Source organism: Bradyrhizobium sp. HKCCYLS1011 (assembly GCF_051167795.1).
Taxonomy (GTDB): domain Bacteria; phylum Pseudomonadota; class Alphaproteobacteria; order Rhizobiales; family Xanthobacteraceae; genus Bradyrhizobium.
Genome location: NZ_JBNPTT010000011.1, coordinates 286,044 through 309,802, shown reverse-complemented (window position 1 = coordinate 309,802; position 23,759 = coordinate 286,044). Strand labels below are relative to the sequence as shown.

Annotated in this window: 20 protein-coding genes; 19 read left to right on the top strand and 1 reads right to left on the bottom strand. The window is 64.0% G+C overall.

Going from position 1 to position 23,759, the window contains the following annotated elements:
• The first annotated feature begins 25 nt into the window (after positions 1-25).
• Positions 26-1,198: a winged helix-turn-helix domain-containing protein gene (locus tag ACQR1W_RS32665; protein ID WP_434854614.1), complete on the top strand. Its 1,173-nt coding sequence runs from the start codon at positions 26-28 to the stop codon at positions 1,196-1,198.
• 223 nt (positions 1,199-1,421) lie between these two features.
• Here the strand turns inward: ACQR1W_RS32665 and ACQR1W_RS32660 are convergent, their stop codons facing one another.
• Positions 1,422-1,880: a DUF2809 domain-containing protein gene (locus tag ACQR1W_RS32660; RefSeq protein ID WP_434854613.1), complete on the bottom strand. Its 459-nt coding sequence runs from the start codon at positions 1,878-1,880 to the stop codon at positions 1,422-1,424.
• 132 nt (positions 1,881-2,012) lie between these two features.
• Between ACQR1W_RS32660 and ACQR1W_RS32655 the strand changes: the two genes are divergently transcribed.
• From ACQR1W_RS32655 to ACQR1W_RS32570, 18 genes are all read left to right on the top strand, one after another.
• Positions 2,013-3,341, top strand: coding sequence for an MFS transporter (locus tag ACQR1W_RS32655; RefSeq protein ID WP_434854625.1), 1,329 nt, complete (start codon positions 2,013-2,015; stop codon positions 3,339-3,341).
• Positions 3,342-3,602: 261 nt separating this feature from the next.
• Entirely contained in the window at positions 3,603-4,709 is a 1,107-nt protein-coding gene (locus tag ACQR1W_RS32650) for an efflux RND transporter periplasmic adaptor subunit (protein WP_434854612.1), read from the top strand.
• Between the two features lie 138 nt (positions 4,710-4,847).
• Complete coding sequence (locus tag ACQR1W_RS32645; RefSeq protein WP_434854611.1) at positions 4,848-7,988, top strand: efflux RND transporter permease subunit; 3,141 nt, start codon at positions 4,848-4,850, stop codon at positions 7,986-7,988.
• 46 nt (positions 7,989-8,034) lie between these two features.
• Positions 8,035-8,643: a TetR/AcrR family transcriptional regulator gene (locus tag ACQR1W_RS32640; RefSeq protein WP_434854610.1), complete on the top strand. Its 609-nt coding sequence runs from the start codon at positions 8,035-8,037 to the stop codon at positions 8,641-8,643.
• A 74-nt stretch (positions 8,644-8,717) separates the two neighbouring features.
• Positions 8,718-9,341, top strand: coding sequence for a flavin reductase family protein (locus ACQR1W_RS32635; protein ID WP_434854609.1), 624 nt, complete (start codon positions 8,718-8,720; stop codon positions 9,339-9,341).
• A gap of 330 nt (positions 9,342-9,671) precedes the next feature.
• Positions 9,672-10,955: an acetyl-CoA C-acetyltransferase gene (locus ACQR1W_RS32630; protein WP_434854608.1), complete on the top strand. Its 1,284-nt coding sequence runs from the start codon at positions 9,672-9,674 to the stop codon at positions 10,953-10,955.
• A complete protein-coding gene (locus ACQR1W_RS32625) occupies positions 10,955-13,054 on the top strand; it encodes a 3-hydroxyacyl-CoA dehydrogenase NAD-binding domain-containing protein (RefSeq protein WP_434854607.1) in 2,100 nt (699 codons plus the stop codon). Before ACQR1W_RS32630 ends, ACQR1W_RS32625 begins: the two co-directional genes overlap by 1 nt.
• On the top strand, positions 13,051-13,482 hold the full coding sequence (locus ACQR1W_RS32620) for an acyl-CoA thioesterase (protein WP_434854606.1): 432 nt from the start codon (positions 13,051-13,053) through the stop codon (positions 13,480-13,482). The genes ACQR1W_RS32625 and ACQR1W_RS32620 overlap by 4 nt, the downstream gene beginning before the upstream one ends.
• A 489-nt stretch (positions 13,483-13,971) precedes the next feature.
• Positions 13,972-14,214: a hypothetical protein gene (locus tag ACQR1W_RS32615; RefSeq protein WP_434854605.1), complete on the top strand. Its 243-nt coding sequence runs from the start codon at positions 13,972-13,974 to the stop codon at positions 14,212-14,214.
• A gap of 245 nt (positions 14,215-14,459) precedes the next feature.
• Entirely contained in the window at positions 14,460-14,651 is a 192-nt protein-coding gene (locus tag ACQR1W_RS32610; protein ID WP_008973475.1) for a hypothetical protein, read from the top strand.
• Between the two features lie 155 nt (positions 14,652-14,806).
• Positions 14,807-15,640 (top strand): DeoR/GlpR family DNA-binding transcription regulator, encoded by an 834-nt coding sequence (locus ACQR1W_RS32605; RefSeq protein WP_434854604.1) that lies wholly within the window; start codon positions 14,807-14,809, stop codon positions 15,638-15,640.
• A 129-nt stretch (positions 15,641-15,769) separates the two neighbouring features.
• A complete protein-coding gene (gene glpD, locus ACQR1W_RS32600) occupies positions 15,770-17,314 on the top strand; it encodes a glycerol-3-phosphate dehydrogenase (RefSeq protein ID WP_434854603.1) in 1,545 nt (514 codons plus the stop codon).
• The gene (locus ACQR1W_RS32595) at positions 17,311-18,393 is read left to right on the top strand and encodes an ABC transporter ATP-binding protein (RefSeq protein ID WP_434854602.1); all 1,083 of its coding nucleotides are present in this window, start codon (positions 17,311-17,313) and stop codon (positions 18,391-18,393) included. The genes glpD and ACQR1W_RS32595 overlap by 4 nt, the downstream gene beginning before the upstream one ends.
• 12 nt (positions 18,394-18,405) lie before the next feature.
• A complete protein-coding gene (locus ACQR1W_RS32590) occupies positions 18,406-19,491 on the top strand; it encodes an ABC transporter ATP-binding protein (protein WP_008973479.1) in 1,086 nt (361 codons plus the stop codon).
• Positions 19,491-20,387, top strand: a complete 897-nt coding sequence (locus tag ACQR1W_RS32585; protein WP_434854601.1) for a carbohydrate ABC transporter permease — start codon at positions 19,491-19,493, stop codon at positions 20,385-20,387. The genes ACQR1W_RS32590 and ACQR1W_RS32585 overlap by 1 nt, the downstream gene beginning before the upstream one ends.
• An 8-nt stretch (positions 20,388-20,395) precedes the next feature.
• Positions 20,396-21,202, top strand: coding sequence for a carbohydrate ABC transporter permease (locus tag ACQR1W_RS32580; protein ID WP_008973481.1), 807 nt, complete (start codon positions 20,396-20,398; stop codon positions 21,200-21,202).
• Positions 21,203-21,424: 222 nt separating this feature from the next.
• A complete protein-coding gene (locus ACQR1W_RS32575; RefSeq protein WP_434854600.1) occupies positions 21,425-21,754 on the top strand; it encodes a DUF2160 domain-containing protein in 330 nt (109 codons plus the stop codon).
• A 125-nt stretch (positions 21,755-21,879) separates the two neighbouring features.
• Positions 21,880-23,622, top strand: coding sequence for an ABC transporter substrate-binding protein (locus ACQR1W_RS32570; protein WP_008973483.1), 1,743 nt, complete (start codon positions 21,880-21,882; stop codon positions 23,620-23,622).
• Positions 23,623-23,759: the final 137 nt, after the last annotated feature.

The window sequence follows — 23,759 nt, the reverse complement described above, 5'->3', positions numbered from 1 at the left end:
TCCGAATCCCGCTAGACTGTGCGCGATGTTGCGCGCAGTCACCCCCATTCATCTCACCCAGCTCCAGGCACGGCGCATCTGGCTGCAGGCCCAGCGGCTCGATGAAGACGCGCCGTTCGGAGCTGGGCCGGACGCCGTGGCGGCGGCTACAGCCCATCTCGGCTATGTGCAGATCGACACCATCCACGTGATCGAGCGCTGCCACCATCACATCCTGTTCACGCGCATTCCCGCCTATCGGCGCGCCGATCTGAGGCAGGCTCAGAGCGTCGACAAGAGCGTGTTCGAGTACTGGACGCATGCGCTGGCCTATGTGCCGAGCAAAGATTTCCGCCTCTTCCTGCCCACCATGCGGCAATATCGCCGCGCAGGTCATCGCTGGCTGAAATCGGTCAAACCGGAGGACATGCGCAAGGTGATGCGGCTGATCCGGCAGGGCGGCGCCCTGACGATCCGCGACATCGATGACGACGTGCTGACCGAGAAGGAGCATCTATGGGCGAGCCGCAAGCCGTCGAAGCGGGCGCTGCAGCTCGGCTTTTACCAGGGCGTGCTGACGATCTCCGGCCGCGAAGGCATGCTCAAGACCTATGAGCTGACCAGCCGGCATTTCGGCTGGGACAAGCCGCCCAAACCGGCAAGCGAGGCCGAGACGGCGGCCTATCTCCTTGATCGCGCCCTGCGCGCGCAAGGCGTCGTGAGCCTCGACTCCATCTGCCATCTCGATGCGCCGGCAAAGCCCAAGATGCGCCGCCTGATCGAGGCGCGGATGCGGCGCTGCGAACTGGTGGCGGTCGATGTCGAAGGCGCGGGCAAGCAGGCGCATTGGATGCGGCCGGAGACGCTCGATGGCATCGGCGATCTCGGCTCGGATCGCGTGCACATTCTCTCGCCGTTCGATCCTTTGATCATCCAGCGCAAGCGCACCGAATTGTTTTTCGATTACGCGCATCGGTTCGAGGCCTATGTGCCGAAGGAGAAGCGGCAGTTCGGCTATTTCGCGCTGCCAGTGCTGGTCGGCGAGGACATCGTCGCCGCGCTCGATCTCAAGACCGACCGGCAGAAGCGCAAGCTGTTGATGCAGAAATGGAGCTGGGTCGGGCCGGGCAGGGCGGCCAAGGGCGAGGCGCGGAAAGCGCTGAAGCGCCGGATCGAGGACGAGCTGCACCGGTTCGAGCGGTTTCAGCTGGGAGATTGACCGCCCAATCGTAGGGTGGGTTGAGCGAAGCGAAACCCACCAAAAAACTGAGGGAGAGGATGAGTTTCGCCTCGTTCAAACCATCCCAGGTACTGATGCCTAGAGGCGTTCCAAACCATCAACCACCGGAGCTCATGTCGTACCGAGCGTCGAGCACACGGGCCTATGCGAGATTCCGCGGTATGGGTCCTCACGTTCGCGAGGACGACAGCTGGCTCGTGGCTCAGCCGTCACCTCGCACGAACTTTTCGTAACCCCGGATCGAACCGATCCCGCAATCCACCACTACGCCCAGCGTGATCCCCATCGCATAAGCCACGATATTCCAGACCGAGAAGATCCGTCCGAGCAGCAGCGCGCCGGCAAGCGTCAGGCGGAAGCTGTCGAGCCAGGGCGTGTGCACGAGCCGGACCAGCTCGACGACAACAGCGATCGCCAGCGCGATGGCAGCCACTCGCAGCGGTCGCAGGCGCGGGGCGAACGCGGCGAGCAGGACATACACCATCGTCGCCCACAAGACCGAGCCGCCATATTTGACGGCGAAGGCCGGCACGCCGAGCCCGCGGCCATAGAAGCGCATGCCAAGCCCGAGCGCGATCACGATCACGGCCAGGCCAAGGGCAAGCCCGGAGCGGCGCAGCGCCGCATGACGATGTACAGCGCGAGAACTGGAGGCGGTCATGCGTCCCTTGCGCTTGCGCGATGCACTGCGATCGCGTGGGACCAGCGCGATTCCGATTGACAGCTGTCCGGCAATGCTGAAAACCCGGTTGCAATTGAGCAACAAGAATAGTCCGGGAGAAGCGCCATGGGCCTGTCCGCCACCACCTCCGTCGCGCGCGAGCGCGCCAGCGACATCGAGACCTCGACCATCCGGGCCATCTCCTGGCGGCTGATTCCGTTCCTGGTGCTCGCCTATTTCTTCTCCTATCTCGACCGCGTCAATCTCGGTTTCGCCGCGCTCACCATGAATGCGGAATTGAAGTTCACGCCGCTGATCTTCTCCTGGGGCGCCGGCATCTTCTTCATCGGCTATTTCATCTTCGAGGTGCCGAGCAACCTGGCGCTGGAGCGGTTCGGCGCCAGCCGTTGGATCGCGCGCATCATGGTGACCTGGGGCATCATTTCCGCGCTGATGGCGACCGTGTCCGGGGTCTGGAGCTTCTACACCCTGCGCTTCCTGCTTGGCGTGGCCGAGGCCGGCTTCTTTCCCGGCATCATCCTCTATCTGACCTATTGGTATCCGGCCCAGTATCGTGCGCGCTTCCTGGCGGCGTTCGCGGTGGCGGTGCCGATCTCGACCGTGATCGGCGCGCCGATCTCGGGTCTGTTGCTCGGGCTCGACGGCGTCATGGGCCTGCAGGGCTGGCAGTGGCTGTTCATCCTCGAGGGCATCCCGTCGATTCTGCTCGGCGTGGTCACCTGGTTCTATCTCACCGACAGGCCTGAGCACGCCACCTGGCTTTCGGCCGAGCAGAAGGCGTGGCTTGGCGCGCGGCTCGATGCCGAGATCGCCGCCAAGCAGGCAGCCCGCCACATGACCTTGGGCGAGGCGTTGTCCTCGCCCAAGGTCATCATGCTGAGCCTGATCTATTTCGGCTTCGTCGGCGCCCTCTACGGCATGCAGTTCTGGCTGCCGCAGATCGTCAAGGCGTTCGGCCTCACCAATGCGCAGACCGGCTTCGTCACCGCGATCCCCTATCTGTTCGGCACGGTGGCGATGATCCTGTGGGCGCGGCATTCGGATGCGACGCGGGAGCGCGTGTTTCATGTCGGTGCGCCGCTGATTCTGATCGCAGCCGCGCTGGCGTTGTCGAGTTATCTCACCGATCCCACTCTGACGATGGTGGTGCTGACGGTCGCCGCGATCGGGGTGTTCTGCGTCTTCGGCGTGTTCTGGACGCTGCCGACCGCGTGGCTGTCGGGGACGGCCGCGGCCGGCGCGATCGCGCTGATCAATTCGATCGGCAATCTCGCTGGCTTCGGCGGGCCGTATCTGATCGGCTGGATGAAGGACACCACCGGTTCGACCGCCAACGGGCTGCTCGCGCTCGCGGTGCTGCCCTTGATTGCGGGGGTGCTCACCTTCCTGGGCGGCCACGAGAGCAAGATCGAATTCGCAGGGCAGACGCCGGCGGAGTGAACCTCGCTCGTCATTCCGGGGCGGTCGCGACGCGACCGAATCCGGAATCTCGACGTGGATGGTCGCGCAAAACAAGCTCGAGATTCCGGGTTCGACGCTGGCGCGTCGCCCCGGAATGACGGTCATCCTATCAGGAGTATTTTAACACCGTTGCCTGCGGCAACATGTCTTAACGTTCACGAAGTCATGATCAGTGACGATTATTGACATTCGTCAGTCGACAATCGACACTCTATTGCAACTGCAACAATGGAGTGTCCGATGCTGCTCCGCTCGTTTTTTCTCAGCTATTCCAGGCTGTTGACCGGCGTCGCGCTGGCGGCAGGCACGATTGCCCTGGCCGGCTGCAACGATACCGTGGCCCAAAAGGCCGAACCGACCCGGCCGGTGCTGGTCGCGACCGTCCACTATGAGGCCGAAACGCCGGAGCGGAGCTTCGTCGGCACCATCAGGCCGCGGATCGAGGCCGACATCGGCTTCCGGGTCGCCGGCAAGGTCGCCAAGCGCCTGGTCGAGGTCGGCCAGAAGGTCGAGGTTGGCCAGCCGCTCGCCACGCTCGATGAGGTCGACCTGAAGCTGCAGGCCGAGCAGGCCGAAGCCGAGTTCCGCGCCGCCACCGGCGTGCTGGCCCAGGCCGCCGCCGCCGAGACCCGCGCCAAGGAGCTGCGGTCCCGCGGCTGGACCACGGATGCACAACTGGATCAGGCAAGCGCGTCAGCCGACGAGGCGCGTGCGCGGCTCAACCGTGCCGAACGCTCGGTCGAGCTGACCAAGAACTCGCTGTCCTACGCGACGCTGGAATCCGACGCCCGCGGCGTGGTCACGGCGACCATGATCGAGCCCGGTGTCGTCGTGGCCTCCGGCCAGGCGGCCATCCGTGTCGCGCGCTTTGCCGAGAAGGAAGCGGTGGTGGCGATCCCCGAAACGCTGCTCGAGCGCGCCAAGACCGGCACCGCCTATGTCACCCTGTGGTCGGACCCCGACAAGAAATATACGGCGCGCTTGCGCGAGATCGCGCCCGCGGCCGACGCCGCCACGCGCACCTATCTCGCCAAATTCTCGCTGCCGGATGCCGATGACAACGTCTCGCTCGGCATGACCGCGACGCTGACCCTGGCTGATCCCGCCACCACGCGTGTGGCGCGGCTGCCGCTCTCGGCGCTGTTCAGCGAAGGCCGCGAGCCGTCCTTCTATGTCGTCGACGACAAAGGCCAGGTTGCCCTGAAGCCGGTGACGGTGAAGTCCTACGAGAGCAACGACGTGCTGGTCACCGGCGGCGTCGACGAGGGCGAGAAGGTCGTCGCCCTCGGCGTGCAGAAGATCGATCCCACCCAGAAGGTGCGGGTCGTCTCGGCCCTGTCATTTTAGTTCACCGTCGTTCCGGGGCGACGCGGAGCATCGAACCCGGAACCTCGAGATTCCGGGTCTGGTCCTTCGGACCATCCCGGAATGACGATCTTCAACAAGCAGTCTCGCAAGCGGCAACAGACTAATCGGAGAGCAGCCATGAAGCGGTTCAATCTCTCGGCCTGGGCGGTCAGCCATCCGCCGCTGGTGCTGTTTTTGATCCTCGCGCTCGGCCTGATGGGCTTCTTCTCCTATCAGAAGCTCGGCCGTGCCGAGGATCCGTTCTTCACGGTGAAGGTGGTGAACGTCTCGGTGATGTGGCCGGGCGCCACGGCTGCCGAGATGCAGAGCCAGGTCGCCGATCCCATCGAGAAGAAGCTGCAGGAACTGCCTTATTTCGAGAAGGTGCAGACCTATTCGAAGCCGTCCTTTGCCGCGCTGCAGGTCACCTTCCGCGACTCCACGCCGCCGAAGGACGTGCCGCATCTGTTCTATCTGTTGCGCAAGAAGCTCGACGACGTCCAGGCGTCGTTGCCGTCGGGAATTCTCGGGCCTTTCGTCAATGACGAGTTCTCCGACGTCGATGCCATCCTGTTCATGATGACCGGCGACGGCGCCGACTACGCGCAGCTGAAGAAGGTTGCCGAGGGCCTGCGGCAGCGGCTGTTGAAGGTGAACGGCGTTACCAAGGTCAATCTCTACGGCACCCAGGACGAGCGCATCTATGTCGAGTTCAGCCATGCCAAGCTGGCCACACTCGGCATCACGCCGCAGGCGCTGTTCGACTCGCTCGCCAAGCAGAACAACGTAACCCCGGCCGGCACGGTCGAGACCAATGCGCAGCGGGTGCCGCTGCGCGTCACCGGTGCGCTCGACGGTGCCAAGGCCGTGGCCGAGACGCCGGTCGAAAGCAATGGCCGCGTGTTCCGGCTCGGCGACATCGCCACCGTCACCCATGGCTATGTCGATCCGCCGAGCTTCAAGGTGAGCCAGGAGGGCAAGCCTGCGCTCGGCATCGGCGTCGTCACCGCCAAGGGCGCCAACATCCTGGAGCTCGGCAAGGACGTGCATGCTGCGGCCGACGATTTCATGAAGGCCGTGCCGCAGGGCATCGAGATCGAGCAGATCGCCGACCAGCCCAAGGTGGTCGAGCATGCCGTCGGCGAGTTCGTGCACTCTTTCATCGAGGCGCTCGTCATCGTGCTGTTCGTCTCGTTCCTGGCGCTGGGATGGCGCACCGGCATCGTGGTCGCGCTGTCCGTGCCGTTGGTGCTCGGCATCGTCTTTGTCGTCATGAACGCGATGGGGCTCGACCTGCACCGCATCTCTCTCGGTGCCCTCATCATCGCGCTCGGCCTCTTGGTCGATGACGCCATCATCGCGGTCGAGATGATGGTGGTGAAGATGGAGCAGGGCTGGGACCGCATGCGCGCCGCGTCCTTTGCCTGGGAGTCCACGGCGTTCCCGATGCTGACGGGAACGCTGGTCACGGCGGCCGGCTTCCTGCCGATCGGCTTCGCCAATTCGGCGGTCGGCGAATATGCCGGCAGCATCTTCTGGATCGTTGCGATCGCGCTGGTGGCGTCCTGGTTCGTCGCGGTGATCTTCACGCCCTATATCGGCGTGAAGCTGCTGCCCGACATGAAGGCCCATCACGGTCATGATGAGCACGCGATCTACGACACCCGGATGTATCGGGCCTTGCGCCGTATCGTGCGCTGGTGCGTCGACCACCGCATCACCACGGTTGCCGCGACCGTCGGCGTGTTCGTCGCCTCGATCGTGGCTTTCGGCCATGTCCAGCAGCAGTTCTTCCCGCTCTCGGAGCGGCCCGAGCTGTTCCTGCAGCTCCGGCTGCCGGAGGGCACGGCTTTCAACGTGACTGAAAAGGCGGCGAAGAAGGCGGAGGCGCTGCTCAAGGATGACAAGGACATCGCGACCTATACGGCCTATGTCGGCCAGGGCTCGCCGCGCTTCTGGCTCGGCCTCAATCCGCAGCTGCCGAACGAGGCCTTCGCCGAGATCGTGATCGTCGCCAAGGACGTCGCCGCACGCGAACGGATCAAGGCGAAGATCGAGAATGCCGCCGCCAATGGCGCGATCAACGAGGCTCGCGTCCGCGTCGACCGCTTCAATTTCGGTCCGCCGGTCGGCTTCCCCGTGCAGTTCCGCGTCATCGGCCCGGATACCGGGAAGGTGCGGGACATCGCCTACCAGGTGCGCGACGTGATGCGCCAGAACCCGAATGTCCGCGATCCCCAGCTCGACTGGAACGAGCAGTCTCCTTACTTGAAGCTGGTCGTCGACCAGGATCGCGCCCGTGCGCTCGGGCTGACGCCGCAGGACGTCTCGCAGTCGCTGGCGATGCTGATCTCGGGTGTGCAGGTCACGACCATCCGCGACGGAATCGAGAAGGTCGGCGTCATCGCCCGCGCGGTGCCGTCCGAGCGGCTCGACCTCGCCCATGTCGGTGACCTCACCATCACCTCGCGCAATGGCGTGGCGGTGCCGCTGCAGCAGATCGCCAAGATCGAGTATGCGCATGAGGAGCCGATCCTGTGGCGGCGCAACCGCGACATGGCCATCACCGTGCGCTCCGACGTCGCCGATGGCGTGCAGGCGCCCGACGTGACCAATCAGATATGGCCGAAGCTTGCTGAGATCCGCGCGCATCTCGAGCCGGCTTACCGGATCGAGGCGGGCGGCGCGTTCGAGGAATCCGCCAAGGGCAATGCCTCGATCTTCGTGCTGTTCCCGCTGATGGTCGCGGTGATGCTGACGCTGCTGATGATTCAGCTGCAAAGCTTTTCGCGGCTGACCCTGGTGTTCCTGACCGCGCCGCTCGGGATCGTCGGCGCGTCGCTCGGGCTCAACGTCGCCAACGCGCCGTTCGGCTTCGTGGCGCTGCTCGGCCTGATCGCGCTGGCCGGCATGATCATGCGCAACACCGTGATCCTGGTCGATCAGATCGAGACCGACGTCAGCCATGGCCTGACCCGTAAAGAGGCGATCATCGAGGCTACGGTGCGCCGCGCGCGTCCGGTGGTGCTGACCGCGCTCGCTGCAATCCTGGCGATGATCCCGCTGTCGCGCTCGGCCTTCTGGGGTCCGATGGCGATCACCATCATGGGCGGCTTGTTTGTTGCAACCTTCCTCACGCTCTTGTACTTGCCAGGGTTGTATGCTCTCTGGTTCCGCAAGAGCCTCGATCAGCGTGGGACGGAAGGTCTGACCGATCCTGCGGCGCAGCATGAGCGGCATGCGGAGGTGTCCATTCCGCTCGCCCAGGCTGCTGAATAACTACTGCTGAATAGCTGGAGCCGGGCAGAGGAGAGTGATTGCAGGCATGACGCTGGTTTCCGACCATGTCGAACCCGATACGCGCGAGCGGATTCTCGTGGTGGCGGAGCGACTGTTCCGGCAGATCGGCTACCAGAAGACCACGGTCGCCGACATCGCCAAGGAGCTCCATATGAGCCCGGCGAATGTCTATCGCTTCTTCGACTCGAAGAGGGCGATTCATCAGGGGGTGGCGCGCACTCTGATGGGCCAGGTCGAGGTGGCGGCGGAAGAGATTGCCGCGCGGTCGGGACCGGTCGTGCCGCGCCTGCGCGAGCTGCTCGCCACCATTCATGTCATGAATGCCGAGCGCTATGTCGGCGACGCCAAGCTGCACGAGATGGTCGCGGTTGCCATGGAGGAGAGCTGGGAGGTCTGCGAGGCGCATATGCTGCTGATCACCGAGATCATCGCCCGGGTGATCGGGCAGGGCATGGCCTCCGGTGAATTCCGCCCTGCCGACCTGCCGCTCACGGCGATGTGCGCCACGACAGCGATGATGCGCTTCTTCCACCCGCAGATGATCGCCCAATGCGAACGGAAGCCGGGTCCGACCATCGATCAAATGATCGATTTCGTCCTGGCCGGGCTTGGTTCGAAGGACCCTACGGTCTAGTTTCCCCGGTCATTCCGGGTTCGCCTCTTCGAGGCGTCCTGGAATGACGACAATCATTGAAGGGGAAGACCGGCGTGACCGAACAGGATCTGCATTTCTACGAACCGAAGAACGGCCACGGCCTCAAGCACGATCCCTTCAACGCCATCATCGCACCGCGTCCGATCGGCTGGATCTCCTCGCGCGACAAGGATGGCCACGTCAATCTCGCGCCCTACAGCTTCTTCAACGGTTTCTGCTATACCCCGCCGATCATTGGCTTTTCGTCGACGAACTGGAAGGACTCCGTCGAGAATATCCAGGACACCGGCGAGTTCGTCTGGAATCTGGCGACCCGCGCGCTCGCGACCCAGATGAATGCGACGGCGGCGCATGTCGCGCGCGATATCAGCGAGTTCGAGCTCGCAGGCCTCACGCCGGCGCCGTGCAAGCTCGTCAGCGTGCCGCGGGTCGGCGAAAGCCCGGTCGCCTTCGAATGCAAGCTGACCCAGATCGTCCAGCTGCAAGGCGCCGACGGCAAGAAGGTCAATGCCTGGGTCACGTTCGGCGAGGTCGTCGCGGTTCACATCGACAAGTCCCTGATCAAGGACGGCGTCTACCAGACGGCGCAGGCGCGCCCGATCGTGCGCGCCGGCCGCCGCGGCGACTATTTCGAAATCCGACCTGAGGCCATGTTCGAGATGGTGCGGCCGGATTAGGCGCCGCACTCCAAGAGTGGGCTCGGCGAGGCGCGTCCTGCATTGCGGAACGCTGTTTTCCGCTGGCAGTCAAATCGGTTGCGCCCACAACCTCGCTCGATTCTGATGTGAAGTGTCACCTGAACCGCCGCGCTTTGCGCTAAAATGGCTCGGGCCGGGGCCGTGACACCTCCAGAGAACACCGTCCGAAGGACATCGCCAAGGGACACTGTCAAGGGACACTGTCATGAGGGACACTGTCATGAACTCGTTTCGACGCGATTTCATCAGCATGCCGGCCGACATGCGCCGGTTTTCTCAACAACGTGGCAAACGCAGGGTGGCAGGCTGATGGCGCGTGCGGTCTACATCGTCGACGGCAGCCGGACGCCGTTCCTCAAGGCGCGCTCCGGTCCCGGGCCGTTCACGCCGGTCGATCTCGCGGTGCAATGCGGACGTCCGCTGCTGGCACGCCAGCCCTTCGCACCGGATGCGTTCGACCAGGTGATCCTCGGCTGCGTCAACGTCATCGCCGACGAGATGAATCCGGCCCGCGTCGCCGCGCTCCGCCTCGGCATGGGGGAGCGGATGGTCGCCTTCACCATGCAGATCAATTGCGGCTCCGGCATGCAGTCGATCGACACCGCTTTTCGCTATATCCGCGAGGGTCACGCCGATCTGATCCTCGCCGGCGGCGCGGAAGCCTTGAGCCATGCGCCTCTGGTGTGGCCACAGCAGGGTGTGCGCTGGTTTGCAGGGCTTGCGGCCGCCAAGACGTTGGTCGCCAAGATCGCCGCAGTCTTGAAGGCGCGGCCAAGCGACTTCAAGCCGATCATTGGGCTCGAGCGCGGGCTCACCGATCCCGTCACCGAGCTCAACATGGGACAGACCGCGGAGAAGGTCGGCCATCTCTTCGGCATCACGCGCGCGCAGTCCGATGAGTATGCCGCCGAAAGCCACCGCCGCCTCGCCCGTGCGCAAGCCGAAGGCTGGCTCAAGAGCGAGGTCGAGACCGCGTTCGCGCGCGACGGCCAATTCTACGACCATGACGACGGCGTGCGGCCGGACTCGACCCCGGAGTCGCTGGCAAAGCTGCGTCCGGTGTTCGAGCGGCCCTGGGGCCAGGTGACGGCCGGCAATTCCTCGCAGATTACCGACGGCGCGTCCTGGGTGATCCTGGCGTCGGAAGACGCGGTGGCCAGACACGGGCTGTCGCCGAAGGCGGCCATCCTGGATAGCCAGTGGTCGGCGCTCGATCCCTCGATCATGGGGCTCGGTCCGGTGCTGTCGGCGACTGCGCTGTTGAAGCGCAACAATCTCTCTTTGGCCGACGTCGAAACCTGGGAGCTGAACGAGGCCTTTGCGACCCAGGTGTTGGGCTGTCTCGCCGCCTGGCAGGATGAGCGGTTCTGCCGCGAGGTGCTCGGGCTCGATGGCGCGGCCGGCGCAATCGATCGCGCCAGGCTCAACGTCGATGGGGGCGCGATCAGCCTCGGCCATCCCGTGGGCACGTCAGGCAACCGGATCGTGCTGCATCTGGTCAACGCGATGAAGCGGCTCGGCACGCGACGGGGCGTTGCGACCGAATGTATCGGCGGTGGGCTCGGTGGCGCCATGCTGATCGAGGCAGTGTGATGATCAAATCGCAAATCATGGATGTGCTCAGCGACCGCGTGCGCGAGCTGGGACCTGTGCCGGATCCGGCATCTCCGTACACAAATTTCAAGCTGACCCGCGATGACGACGGCATCGCCTGGCTCTTGTTCGACCGTGCCGGCACCAGCGCCAACACCTTGTCCGCCGATGTGCTGGAGGAGTTCGACCGTGTCCTGACCGAGCTGGAGACGCATCGGCCGGCCGGGCTCGTCATCCGCTCCGCGAAAGCGTCCGGGTTCATCGCCGGCGCCGACGTCAATGCCTTCCGTGGCGCGAATGACGCGCGCGCTGTTGGCATCGAGATGCTGCGCGCGCATGCGGTGGTCGACCGGCTCGAGGCCTTGCGCATCCCGACAGTGGCCGTGATCCACGGCTTCTGCCTCGGCGGCGGCCTGGAGGTGGCGCTCGCCTGCCAGTCGCGGATCGCCATCGACGATGCGCGGTTCGGTTTCCCCGAGGTGATGCTCGGCTTGCATCCGGGGCTCGGCGGCACCGCGCGCTTCCCGCTGTTGATCAACCCGGCGGAGGCGATGAGCCTGATGCTGACCGGGAAGACCATCGATGCGCGCCGGGCGAAATCGCTCGGTCTCGTCGACGCCGTGACGCAGGAACGGCATGTCCGGGGCGCGGTGAAGGATGCCGTGTTCGGGCGTTTGAAGCGCGCCCAGCCCGGCCTGCTGAACAATCTTCTCAACGCGGCCCCGGCCCGCGGGCTTCTTGCCAATCGCATGCGGCGCGAAGCGGAGAAGGCCGCGCCGCGCCAGCACTATCCTGCGCCTTACGCGCTGATCGATCTCTGGGAGCGGCATGGCGGCGACAAGGTCGCGATGCTCAGGGCTGAGCAGACCTCGTTTGCCGAGCTGATGGTGAGCCCGACCGCGCAGAACCTGATCCGCGTGTTCTTCCTGCGCGAGCAGATGAAAAAGAGCGCAGGCAGCGGCCATGGGATCGAGCACGTCCATGTGATCGGCGCCGGCGCGATGGGCGGTGACATCGCGGCCTGGTGCACCAGCCAGGGCCTGCGTGTCACGCTCGCCGACATGAAGCCGGAACCGATCGCAGCCGCAATCAAGCGCGCCGCCGATCTGTTCAAGAAGACCATCCGAAAAGCCACCGAGGTCCGCGACGCGCTCGACCGCCTGATCCCGGACCTGGCGGGCGAGGGTGTCCGCAATGCCGACCTCGTCATCGAAGCGGTGCCGGAGAAGCTCGAGTTGAAGCAGAAGGTCTATGCCACGATCGAGCCGCGGATGAAGCGCGACGCGATCCTCGCCACCAACACGTCGAGCATTCCGCTGCAGGAGTTGCGCGTCGGCCTGCAACGGCCGGAACACCTCGTGGGCTTGCATTTCTTCAACCCGGTGTCGCGGCTGCAGCTCGTGGAGGTGGTCGCACACGACGGCACCGACGCCACTTTGTTCAGCCGCGCGCGCGCCTTTGTCGGCGCCATCGACCGCCTGCCCCTGTCCGTGAAGAGCTCGCCCGGCTTTCTCGTCAATCGCGCGCTGACGCCTTACATGCTCGAGGCGATGGTGCTGCTCGACGAGAAGATCGACCAGGCGGTCATCGACAACGCCGCGCGCAAATTCGGTATGCCGATGGGGCCGGTCGAACTTGCCGACCAAGTCGGGCTCGACATCTGCCTCGACGTCGGTGACATGTTGCGGGCGAAATTCGGCGATGCGCTGCCGCCGACGCCCGCCTGGCTGCGCGAGAAGGTGGCAAAAGGCGAGCTCGGTCGTAAGACCGGCAAGGGCTTCTATACCTGGCGAGACGGCAAGCCCGAGCGCATCGCGAGCCAGGTGATTGAGCGAGAACCGTCGCAGGAGATGATTGATCGGCTAATCCTGCCGATCTCAAACGTCTGCGTCGCTGCGCTGCATGAGGGGATTGTGGACAACGCTGATAGCGTGGACGGCGCGATGATTTTCGGCACGGGTTATGCACCGTTTCGCGGTGGCCCCTTGAACTACGCGCGCATGCGCGGCATCGAGGACGTCGTGACCACCTTGCGCAATCTGGCGCAGAAATTCGGCGATCGGTTCACGCCCGATGCCGGCTGGGAGACTTTCAAGTGACAGACGCTTCTGTTCACGCCGCATCGGCGACATCGAGCGAGCCGCGCGGCGATCTCTGCATCCGGACGCTGGCGATGCCGGCCGACACCAACGCCAATGGTGACATTTTCGGCGGCTGGCTGTTGAGCCAGATGGACGTCGGCGGCGGTGTATTTGCATCCAAGGTCGCGAAGTCGCGCACGGTTACAGTTGCAATCGAAGCGATGAATTTTCGTAAAGCTGTCTATGTCGGCGATCTGGTCTCGGTCTACGCCAATCTGGTTCGGGGCGGGCGCACCTCGATGACCGTGCATCTCGAAGCCTGGGTGCTCCGTCGCAGGGAAGAGCAGCCGATTCTGGTGACCGATGGCAACTTCACCTACGTCTCGATCGATGATGACGGTCGCCCACAGGCGATCAAGCGCGACGGTGCGCCCATCATGACTTAGGCGAAGCCCGATTCACGTGCGTCGTCGTGAGGAGCGTTGTTCCCTCATTCGTGATGTCACAAGTTATTCGCGTTCGAAGGCTGACGTGTCATGATCTGTTAGGAAGGCGGGCGTGCAACGGCACAAGAATAGCGAACGCCGATTCCGGTAGGCAAGAATCACTCGGCAAGAATTGCCGTGTCACGTACGATGATGATTGTAGCCACGCGGTAGCCTGTCCAGGGCGCGTGTCCTTCGTTAGTCATATGAGGGCGTCGCCATTCGGTTGCCGTATTGCCGACGAATAGTTGTGGCGTTAGTACGATGAGAGCTTGTGGTGCATTAGTCGTGATTTTGTTTCAGGTGGATCGCGCGTGAGAGCCGCAACGCAAAGCTGGGTCCCGCTCGATGACGCCCGCCGGTGCCGCCGCTAATTGCGGTTCGAGCCTGAGGTCAGCGAATACGTGGCGAGTGCAGTGGGACGGGAGTTAAGACCGGTGGAGTCGAATTATGTCTGATATTAACGATAAGCTGACTTTGGAAGTTCTCAAAAAACTTCAGCAGCGGCTTCATCGTGCCGAGAATAAGATTGATGTCTACGAAATCGAGCTGAGCGCGTTCCGGGAGCAGCAGATCTCGATGCTGCAGGACCTGCATCGGATCTACGAGCTGCTTGGCAGGCACCAGGAAAGCCTGATGCACGGACGCTCTTCGTCCGGTGCGCCGCGCCTGTCGAGCGACGAGACCCGTTGAGTTTTTCCGCAGGTGCGAAATCTTCGTTCGATTGCCGAAGTGGAGACGATCTGCCGCCGAGTTCCGCCGACATCATGTGATCGGCCGCACGACGCGGTTTTCGGAGTCGTTGCGGACAAGTGATCGGCGCGCCAGTCCCGGACAACGGGACGTGACCATCCGGCTTGTTTTTGCCGCGTGACGTGACTGGAACCGCTAGCTTTATGCACCGTTATAGGCCCGGACTGAAGTTCAAGGACTGGGTAATGTCGGACACCTACATCATCGAGGTCGGCGGTCAGGCGGCAGGAATCGTCGTTCGCGACCGCGGTGGCTATCGCTTCTTCGCGGCGTCGCATCGTTTCAATCCACTCGAAGGACAGCTATTCCGCAATGCACGCGAGGCCGAACGCGCCGCGGTGCGGCTCGTTCAGGGTGAACTCAGCGCAGCGGCTTGAAGGTGCTTTGCCTCTCCCCGCGATGAGGAGGCGGATTGCGCCGTGACGACGCCCGTGCGTCGTGGCTCCTGGGATCGTGGGATTGAGTCACGCGCTCTTACATTGACGCTTACGTGAATCCGTCTCACCATGGCAACCCCACCACGAGGCGTGCCATGGCTGTGCTCTCTCAACGTCAGACCGAGATCCTCAACCTGGCGCGTGCCTCCGGCCGCGTCATGGTCGAAGAGCTCGCCCGCCGTTTCGATGTCTCCGCGCAGACCATCCGCAAGGATCTGAATGATCTCTGCGAGCAGCGGGCACTGACCCGGATTCACGGCGGCGCCATCATTGCCTCGGGCGTCGAGAATCTCGCTTACGAGGCGCGGCGCTTCGTTGCGGCCGAAGAGAAGAAGGCGATCGGGGCGGCGGCCGCGGCGCGAATTCCGAACGGCTGCTCGCTCTTCATCAACATCGGCACCACCACCGAGGAGGTCGCGAGCGCGCTGTCCTCGCACCAGGACCTGCTCGTCATCACCAACAACCTCAACGTGGCGATGCTGCTCTATCGCCATCCGCGCATCGAGGTGATCGTGGCCGGCGGCACGGTGCGCCGCTCGGACGGCGGCGTGGTCGGTTCGACCGCGACGCAGTTGATCGGACAGTTCAAGGTCGATTACGCCATCATCGGTGCCTCCGCGATCGACGAGGAGGGCGCGCTGCTCGACTTCGACTATCGCGAGGTCCAGGTCGCGCAGGCCATCATCGCCAACGCGCGCAGCGTGATGCTGGTGGCCGATTCCACCAAGCTGCACCGCAGTGCGCCGGTGCGGATCGCTCATATGAGCCAGATCCAGACCTTCGTGACCGATCGGCCGCTGCCGGACGGACTCGCGAACGTCTGCCACAGCCGCGGCATCCAGGTCGATGTCGCGATGCCGGCCTCCGAGCCGGAGGAGGGCGCCGAGGCGCCCGAGCAGGCATCGCCGACCATTCTCCGCCGCGCCTGACTGTGGCGCTCGTTTCCGCCACGTTCGCGACAATCCCGTGAAATTGGTTTGCTTTCGCTTTCGTTTGTGTTTAAGTCGCAAACGAAAGTGAAATCGCCGGAGTGAAGGCGATTGTCGGGGGAACGTCGGTTGGAGCGGATTTACGACCTCGCCATTGTCGGAGGCGGCGTCAACGGCTGCGGCATCGCGCGCGATGCGGCAGGGCGCGGAAACTCCGTTTTCTTGTGTGAGATGAACGACTTGGCCAGTGGGACCTCGTCCTGGTCAACCAAGCTCGTGCACGGCGGCTTGCGCTATCTCGAATATTACGAGTTTCGTCTGGTCCGCGAGGCGCTGATCGAGCGCGAAATCCTGTGGCGGATCGCACCTCACATCATCAGCCCGTTGCGGTTTGTGTTGCCGCATCATGCGGGCTTGCGGCCGGCCTGGCTGCTGCGGCTCGGACTGTTCCTCTACGACCATCTCGGCGGTCGCAAGCTGCTGCCGCCGACGCGCTCCGTCGACCTGACAAAGGATGAGGTCGGCAAGCCGCTGATCCGCGCGCGCTATACCCGCGGCTTCGAATATTCGGATTGCTTTGTCGACGATGCCCGCCTCGTCGTGCTGACGGCCCGCGATGCCGCCGATCGTGGCGCCGTGATCCGTACCCGCACCCGCGCCACCGAAATCAGGCAGAGCGCCGGGGTCTGGCAGCTCACCGCCGAGAACACCGAGACCGGCGAGCGCGAAACCATCAAGGCGCGCGCCCTGGTCAATGCCGGCGGTCCGTGGGTCGAAGAGGTGCTGGCGCGCGGCGCCGGCGTCAATGCCAAGGCCAAGGTGCGGCTGGTGCAGGGCTCGCACATCGTGGTTCCCAAGCTGTATGACCACGACCGGGCCTATATCTTCCAGAACGCCGATGGTCGCATCGTCTTTGCGATTCCCTATCAGCAGGATTTCACGCTGATCGGCACCACCGATCGCGACTATCAGGGCGATCCGGCCAAGGTGAAAGCGACCGACGAGGAGATCAGCTATCTCTGCGCCGCGGTCGGCGAATACCTTGCCAAGAAGGTCACGCCCGAAGACGTGGTCTGGACCTACTCCGGCGTGCGCCCGCTCTATGATGACGGCGCGTCCGAGGCCAAGGCCGCAACGCGCGACTATGTGTTCGAGCTCGACACGCCGGGGGGACTGCCGCTGCTGTCGATCTATGGCGGCAAGATCACCACCTATCGGCGGCTCTCGGAAGAGGCGCTGGAGCGCCTGTCGCCCTACCTGAACGGCGGCAAGGCGAAAGAGGGCTGGACCGGCCGGGCGCCGCTGCCCGGTGGCGACATGGGGGTCGCTGCGGTCTCGTCCCTGATTGCGCAATTGCGCAAGACCTATCCGTTCCTCACCGAGGTACATGCGCGCCGGCTGGCCCATGCCTACGGAACGCGCGCTGCCAAAATGCTCGGCAATGCCGCGACATCAGCTGATCTCGGCCAGGATTTCGGTGCGAGCTTGACGGAGCGCGAAGTCAGGTACCTGATGGCGGAAGAGTGGGCGTGTACAGCCGAGGACATCGTGTGGCGTCGATCGAAGCTTGGTTTGCGGCTGTCTGCGCGAGAGGTCGCCACGCTTGACGACTGGATCGCGGTCAACCGCGCCTCTGTGGTGGCGCCCGCGCGCGAGGCGGGAGGACGCGCATGAGCGTCGTGCTCGACCATGTGACGCGCGTCGTGGACGGCATTCCAACCATCCGCGACGTGTCGTTGACCTTCCAGCGCGGCACGTTGAGCGTGCTGCTCGGGCCGACCCTGTCGGGCAAGACCTCGATCATGCGTCTGCTCGCCGGGCTGGACAAACCGACTACCGGCCGCGTGGTGGTCGACGGCAAGGATGTCACCGGCGCCGACGTGCGGCAGCGCTCGGTCGCCATGGTGTATCAGCAATTCATCAACTATCCCTCGCTGACCGTCTACGAGAATATCGCCTCGCCCTTGCGGGTGCAGGGCAAGCCGCGCGACGTCATCGAGAAGCGTGTCGCCGAGGCGGCAAAGCTGCTGCGGCTCGAGCCTTTTCTGCAACGCACGCCGCTGCAGCTCTCCGGCGGCCAGCAGCAGCGCACCGCGATTGCGCGTGCCTTGGTGAAGGGCGCCGATCTCGTGCTGCTCGACGAGCCGCTCGCCAATCTCGACTACAAGCTGCGCGAGGAGTTGCGCGCGGAGCTGCCGCGCATCTTCGAAGCATCCGGCGCGATCTTCGTCTATGCCACCACCGAGCCATCGGAGGCGCTGCTGCTCGGCGGCCGCACCGTCTGCATGTGGGAAGGCAAGGCGCTGCAGGCCGGTGACACCGCGACCGTCTATCGCCGGCCCGAGACGTTGCGCGTCGGCCAGGTGTTTTCCGACCCGCCGATGAATACGGTCGGCATCGAGAAGCGGGGCGGCAACGTGCATTACGACGGCGGCGTCACGGCGCCGGCCACCGGGCTCTATGCCGCGCTTGCCGACGGCGACTATCGCGTCGGTTTCCGGCCGCATCAGCTCGGGCTTGCCAAGGCCGGCGCAAGCCAAAGCGGGCACGCATTCGCCGCAACCGTGGAGGTCACGGAGATCACGGGCTCGGAAAGCTTCGTGCATCTGGCGCGTGACGACACCAATTGGGTCGCCGTACTGCACGGCGTCCATGAGTATGAACCGGGTGAGGTGCTGGACGCTGTGCTCGATCCCGCCAATGTCTTCGTCTTCGATGCCGCCGACCGGCTGGTCGCGGCGCCGGCAAGCTGAGGGAGATGCCGCATGGCCCGCATTGACCTCGTCGATCTCGCTCATTCCTACGGTGGCAACGGCACCGACGTCGAAAGCTATGCGCTCAAGCCGGTGACGATGACCTGGCGCCAGGGCGGGGCCTATGCGCTGCTTGGCCCTTCCGGCTGCGGCAAGACCACGCTGCTCAATCTGATCTCCGGCATCCTCACGCCGTCGCGCGGCAAGATCCTGTTCGACGGCCAGGACATCACCCATCTCACCACGCAAAAGCGCAACATCGCGCAGGTGTTCCAGTTCCCGGTGATCTACGACACCATGACGGTCGGGCAGAACCTCGCCTTTCCGCTGAAGAACCGCGGCGTGCCGCGATCCGAGATCGACAAGCGCGTCGCGGAGATCGCGCGGCTGTTGGACCTGACCCAGGATCTCGACCGCAAGGCGACGCGGCTGACCGCCGACGCCAAGCAGAAGATCTCGCTCGGCCGCGGCCTTGTCCGCTCCGATGTGGCGGCGGTGCTGTTCGACGAGCCGCTGACGGTGATCGATCCCGAGCTGAAATGGCAGCTGCGCTCGAAATTGAAGGCGCTGCATCGCGAGCTCGACCTCACGATGATCTATGTCACCCATGACCAGACCGAGGCGCTGACCTTCGCCGACACCGTCGTGGTGATGCATGACGGGCGGGTGGTGCAGAGCGGCGCGCCGGCCGACCTGTTCGAGAAGCCCGCGCATACGTTCGTGGGCTATTTCATCGGCTCGCCGGGCATGAACATCATGGCTGCCGAGGTCAGGGGACGCGAGGCGCGGATCGACGGCCATACGCTGAGCCTGTCGCGCAGCTATGACGCGCTGCCGTCGGGAGCCAGGATCGAGATCGGTGTGCGTCCCGAATTCGTCGACGTCGCCGAGCCAGGGCCCGGGCTGCTCGCTGCCAATGTCGAACGGATCGACGATCTCGGCCGCATCCGCTTCGCGCGGGTGCGGGTCGGGGACGTGAAATTCGCTGCGCGCGTGCCGGCCGGCTTCGCGCCCTCGGGATCGTCCGTGGGGCTGAAGTTCGACCCGTCGCACGTCCATGTCTATGCCGACAGCCATCTGGTCGAGGGAGCCGCCTGATGGAAAAGACCATCAACAACAAGGCCTGGTTCCTGGTATTGCCGGTGTTCCTGCTGGTCGCCTTCTCCGCCATCATCCCGCTGATGACGGTGGTGAACTATTCGATGCAGGACACCTTCGGCAACAACCAGTTCTTCTGGAACGGCGTCGGCTGGTTCAAGGAGCTGCTCGATCCGTCGACCGACCTCGGCGGCCGCTTTCTCGCTTCGCTCTGGCGCAACCTGATCTTCTCCGCCGTGATCCTGGCGATTGAGGTGCCGCTCGGCATCGTGGTGGCGCTGTCGATGCCGCGCGCGGGCTGGACGGTGGCTCTCTGCCTCGTGCTGCTGGCCCTGCCGCTCTTGATTCCGTGGAACGTCGTCGGCACCATCTGGCAGATCTTCGGCCGCCCGGATATTGGCCTGCTCGGGTACGTGCTGAACCGGATCGGCATCGACTACAACTACGTGTCCAATGAGTTCGACGCCTGGATGACCGTCATCGTGATGGATGTCTGGCACTGGACCAGCCTGGTGGCGCTGCTCTGCTATGCCGGCCTGAAGTCGATACCGGATGCCTATTACCAGGCAGCCCAGATCGACGGCGCCTCGCGCTGGGCGGTGTTCACCGCGATTCAGCTGCCGAAGATGCACCGGGTGCTGCTGATCGCCGTGCTGCTCCGCTTCATGGACAGCTTCATGATCTACACCGAGCCGTTCGTGGTCACCGGCGGCGGGCCCGGCAATTCCACCACCTTCATCTCGATCGAGCTGGTCAAGATCGCGCTGGGTCAGTTCGACCTCGGCAAGGCCGCGGCGCTGTCGCTGGTCTACAACCTGATCATCCTGATCGTCTGCTGGGTGTTCTACACCATCATGACCAATGCCGGCGCCGAGCGCCGGCCGGCGAAGAAGTGAGGCGCGCGATGCATTCGATCCCGGGCCGCCGCATCATCATGACGGTCTTTCTGGTCTTCCTGCTGTTGCCGATCTACTGGCTCGTCAACATGAGCTTCAAGACCAACACCGAAATCGTCTCGACCATGACCTTGTGGCCGCATCAACCGACGGCCGCGAACTACATGCGCATCTTCACCGATGAGAGCTGGTATTCCGGCTATATCAACTCGCTGAAATACGTCATCATCAACACCGTGATCTCGATTGCGGTGGCGCTGCCTGCGGCCTACGCCTTCGCACGCTACCGCTTCCTCGGCGACAAGCATCTGTTCTTCTGGCTGCTGTCGAACCGCATGGCGCCGGCCGCGGTCTACGCGCTGCCGTTCTTCAACCTGTATTCGGCGATCGGGCTGTTCGATACGCCTTGGGCGGTGGCGCTGGCGCACTGCATCTTCAACGTGCCGCTGGCGGTCTGGATCCTCGAAGGCTTCGTCTCCTCGGTGCCGCGCGAGATCGACGAAACCGCCTTCCTCGACGGCTATTCCTTCCCGCGCTTCTTCATCAAGATCCTGGTGCCGCTGATCGCAAGCGGCATCGGCGTCGCCGCGTTCTTCTGCTTCATGTTCTCCTGGGTCGAATTGTTGCTCGCGCGGACGCTCACGGCGACGGAGGCCAAGCCGATCTCGGCGATCATGACCCGCACGGTCTCGGCCGCCGGCATGGATTGGGGCCTGCTTGCGGCTGCCGGGGTGCTGACCATCATCCCCGGCGCGCTCGTGATCTGGTTCGTCCGCAACTACATCGCGCGCGGCTTCGCGCTGGGACGGGTGTGATGACTGGCATGATCGAGCTGCTCCATCGCTCCGAACTCGGTGTCACCTCTCCCCGGTGGGGAGAGGTCGGCTGCGTCAGTAGCCGGGTGAGGGGACTCTGCTCGATCGAGAGACCGGCCCCCCTCACCCCGGCCCTCTCCCCATGGGAGAGGGGGCGCGCTGCGGTCGGCGTGAGCGCTCGCAAGTCTTCTCCAATGTTCTTTGCGTGGAGGCACTGAAGCCATGGACAGCATTGCATGGATGGCCTGGACGCTGCCGACCGCGATTTTCTTCGTCGCGCTTGCCTGCACGCTGGCCGTAATGACTTGGCTTGCCGCGGCATATCCGGAAGCCGAGCGCATCGGGATCCTGCGTATCCCGACCACGCGCGGTGACCGCCTGTTCATTTCGCTGATTTTAGCCGCTGTCATCCACCTCGCGTGGATCGGCCTGATCGGCACCGACACTATTACGTCCTTGCCGATCGGCGAGGAAGGATTCGACATTTCGAGCCTGTGGCTCGCAACCGTGGTTTCGCTTGTCTCAGCCGTTGTGATCTTTCGCACCGTCTGAGCGACGAAAACGAGCAGATCCGGGGGAAACCCGGGCCTGAAAAAAGTCTGTCGCTGCAACGGAGGAACACCATGCGACATCTGCCGGTAAGGAAGGGGCCTGCCACGAGGGCAAAGGCCTTTATGATGACGAGCGCGTTCGCACTGATGGCGGTATCTGCCACGGTCAGCGCGCCGGCGTTCGCCGACGAGGCGGCCGCCAAGAAATGGATCGATTCCGAATTCCAGCCGTCCACGCTCTCCAAGGACGACCAGATGAAGGAGATGGATTGGTTCATCAAGGCCGCTCAGCCCTACAAGGGCATGGAGATCAACATCGTCTCCGAGACCCTGACGGTCCATGAATATGAGTCCAAGACGCTGGCCAAGGCGTTCGAGGAGATCACCGGCATCAAGGTCAAGCACGACATCATCCAGGAAGGTGACGTCGTCGAGAAGATCCAGACCCAGATGCAGTCCGGCAAGAACGTCTATGACGGCTGGATCAACGACTCCGACTTCATCGGCACCCATTTCCGTTACGGCCAGGCGGTCGACCTGACGGACTGGATGGCGAAGGATGCGAAGGACGTCACCGATCCCTATCTCGACGTCGACGATTTCATCGGCAAGTCGTTCACCACAGCGCCGAACGGCCATCTCTATCAGCTGCCGGACCAGCAGTTCGCCAACCTCTATTGGTTCCGCTACGACTGGTTCACCAACCCCGACTACAAGGCCAAGTTCAAGGCCAAGTATGGCTACGAGCTCGGCGTGCCCGTGAACTGGTCGGCCTACGAAGACATCGCTGATTTCTTCACCAACGACATCAAGGAGATCAACGGCGTCAAGGTCTATGGCCACATGGACTATGGCAAGAAGGATCCCTCGCTCGGCTGGCGTTTCACCGACGCCTGGCTGTCGATGGCCGGCAACGGCGACAAGGGTATCCCGAACGGCCTGCCGGTCGACGAATGGGGCATCCGCATGGAAGGCTGCCGTCCAGTCGGCTCGTCGGTCGAGCGCGGCGGCGACGTCAACGGCCCGGCGGCGGTCTATTCGATCGTCAAATATCTCGACTGGCTGAAGAAGTATGCCCCGCCGCAGGCACAGGGCATGACCTTCTCCGAGTCGGGTCCGGTGCCGTCGCAGGGCAACATTGCCCAGCAGATCTTCTGGTACACCGCCTTCACCGCCGACATGGTGAAGCCGGGTCTTGCGGTCATGAACGCCGATGGCACGCCGAAGTGGCGCATGGCTCCCTCGCCGCACGGCTCGTACTGGAAGGACGGCATGAAGCTCGGCTACCAGGACGTCGGCTCGCTGACGCTGCTGAAGTCGACCCCGGTCGATCGCCGCAAGGCGGCCTGGCTGTATCAGCAGTTCATCGTCTCCAAGACGGTGAGCTTGAAGAAGAGCCATGTCGGTCTCACCTTCATCCGTGAATCCGACATCTGGGACAAGTCGTTCACCGAGCGTGCGCCGAAGCTCGGCGGCCTGATCGAGTTCTACCGCTCGCCCGCGCGCGTGCAGTGGACCCCGACCGGCAACAACGTGCCTGACTATCCGAAGCTCGCGCAGCTGTGGTGGCAGAACATCGGCGATGCGGCCTCGGGCGCGAAGACACCGCAACAGGCAATGGACTCGCTCGCGGCGGCCCAGGACTCGGTGCTGGAGCGTCTGGAGAAGTCCAAGGTGCAGGGCGACTGCGGTCCGAAGCTCAACAAGAAGGAAACCGCCGAGTACTGGTTCAACAAGTCGGCGAAGGACGGCAACATCGCGCCGCAGCGCAAGCTCGCCAACGAGAAGCCGAAGGGCGAAACCATCGACTACGACACGCTGATCAAGTCGTGGCCGGCGTCGCCCCCGAAGCGTGCGGAAGCGAAGTGAGAGAGCAGGTTGCCAACTCCGCTCTCGCTGTCATCGTCCGCGAAGGCGGACGATCCAGTAGGCCGCGGCAGCCGTTGTTGAAGCGGCTTTCTCTGGAATACTGGATGCCCCGCCTGCGCGGGGCATGACGGCGGAGT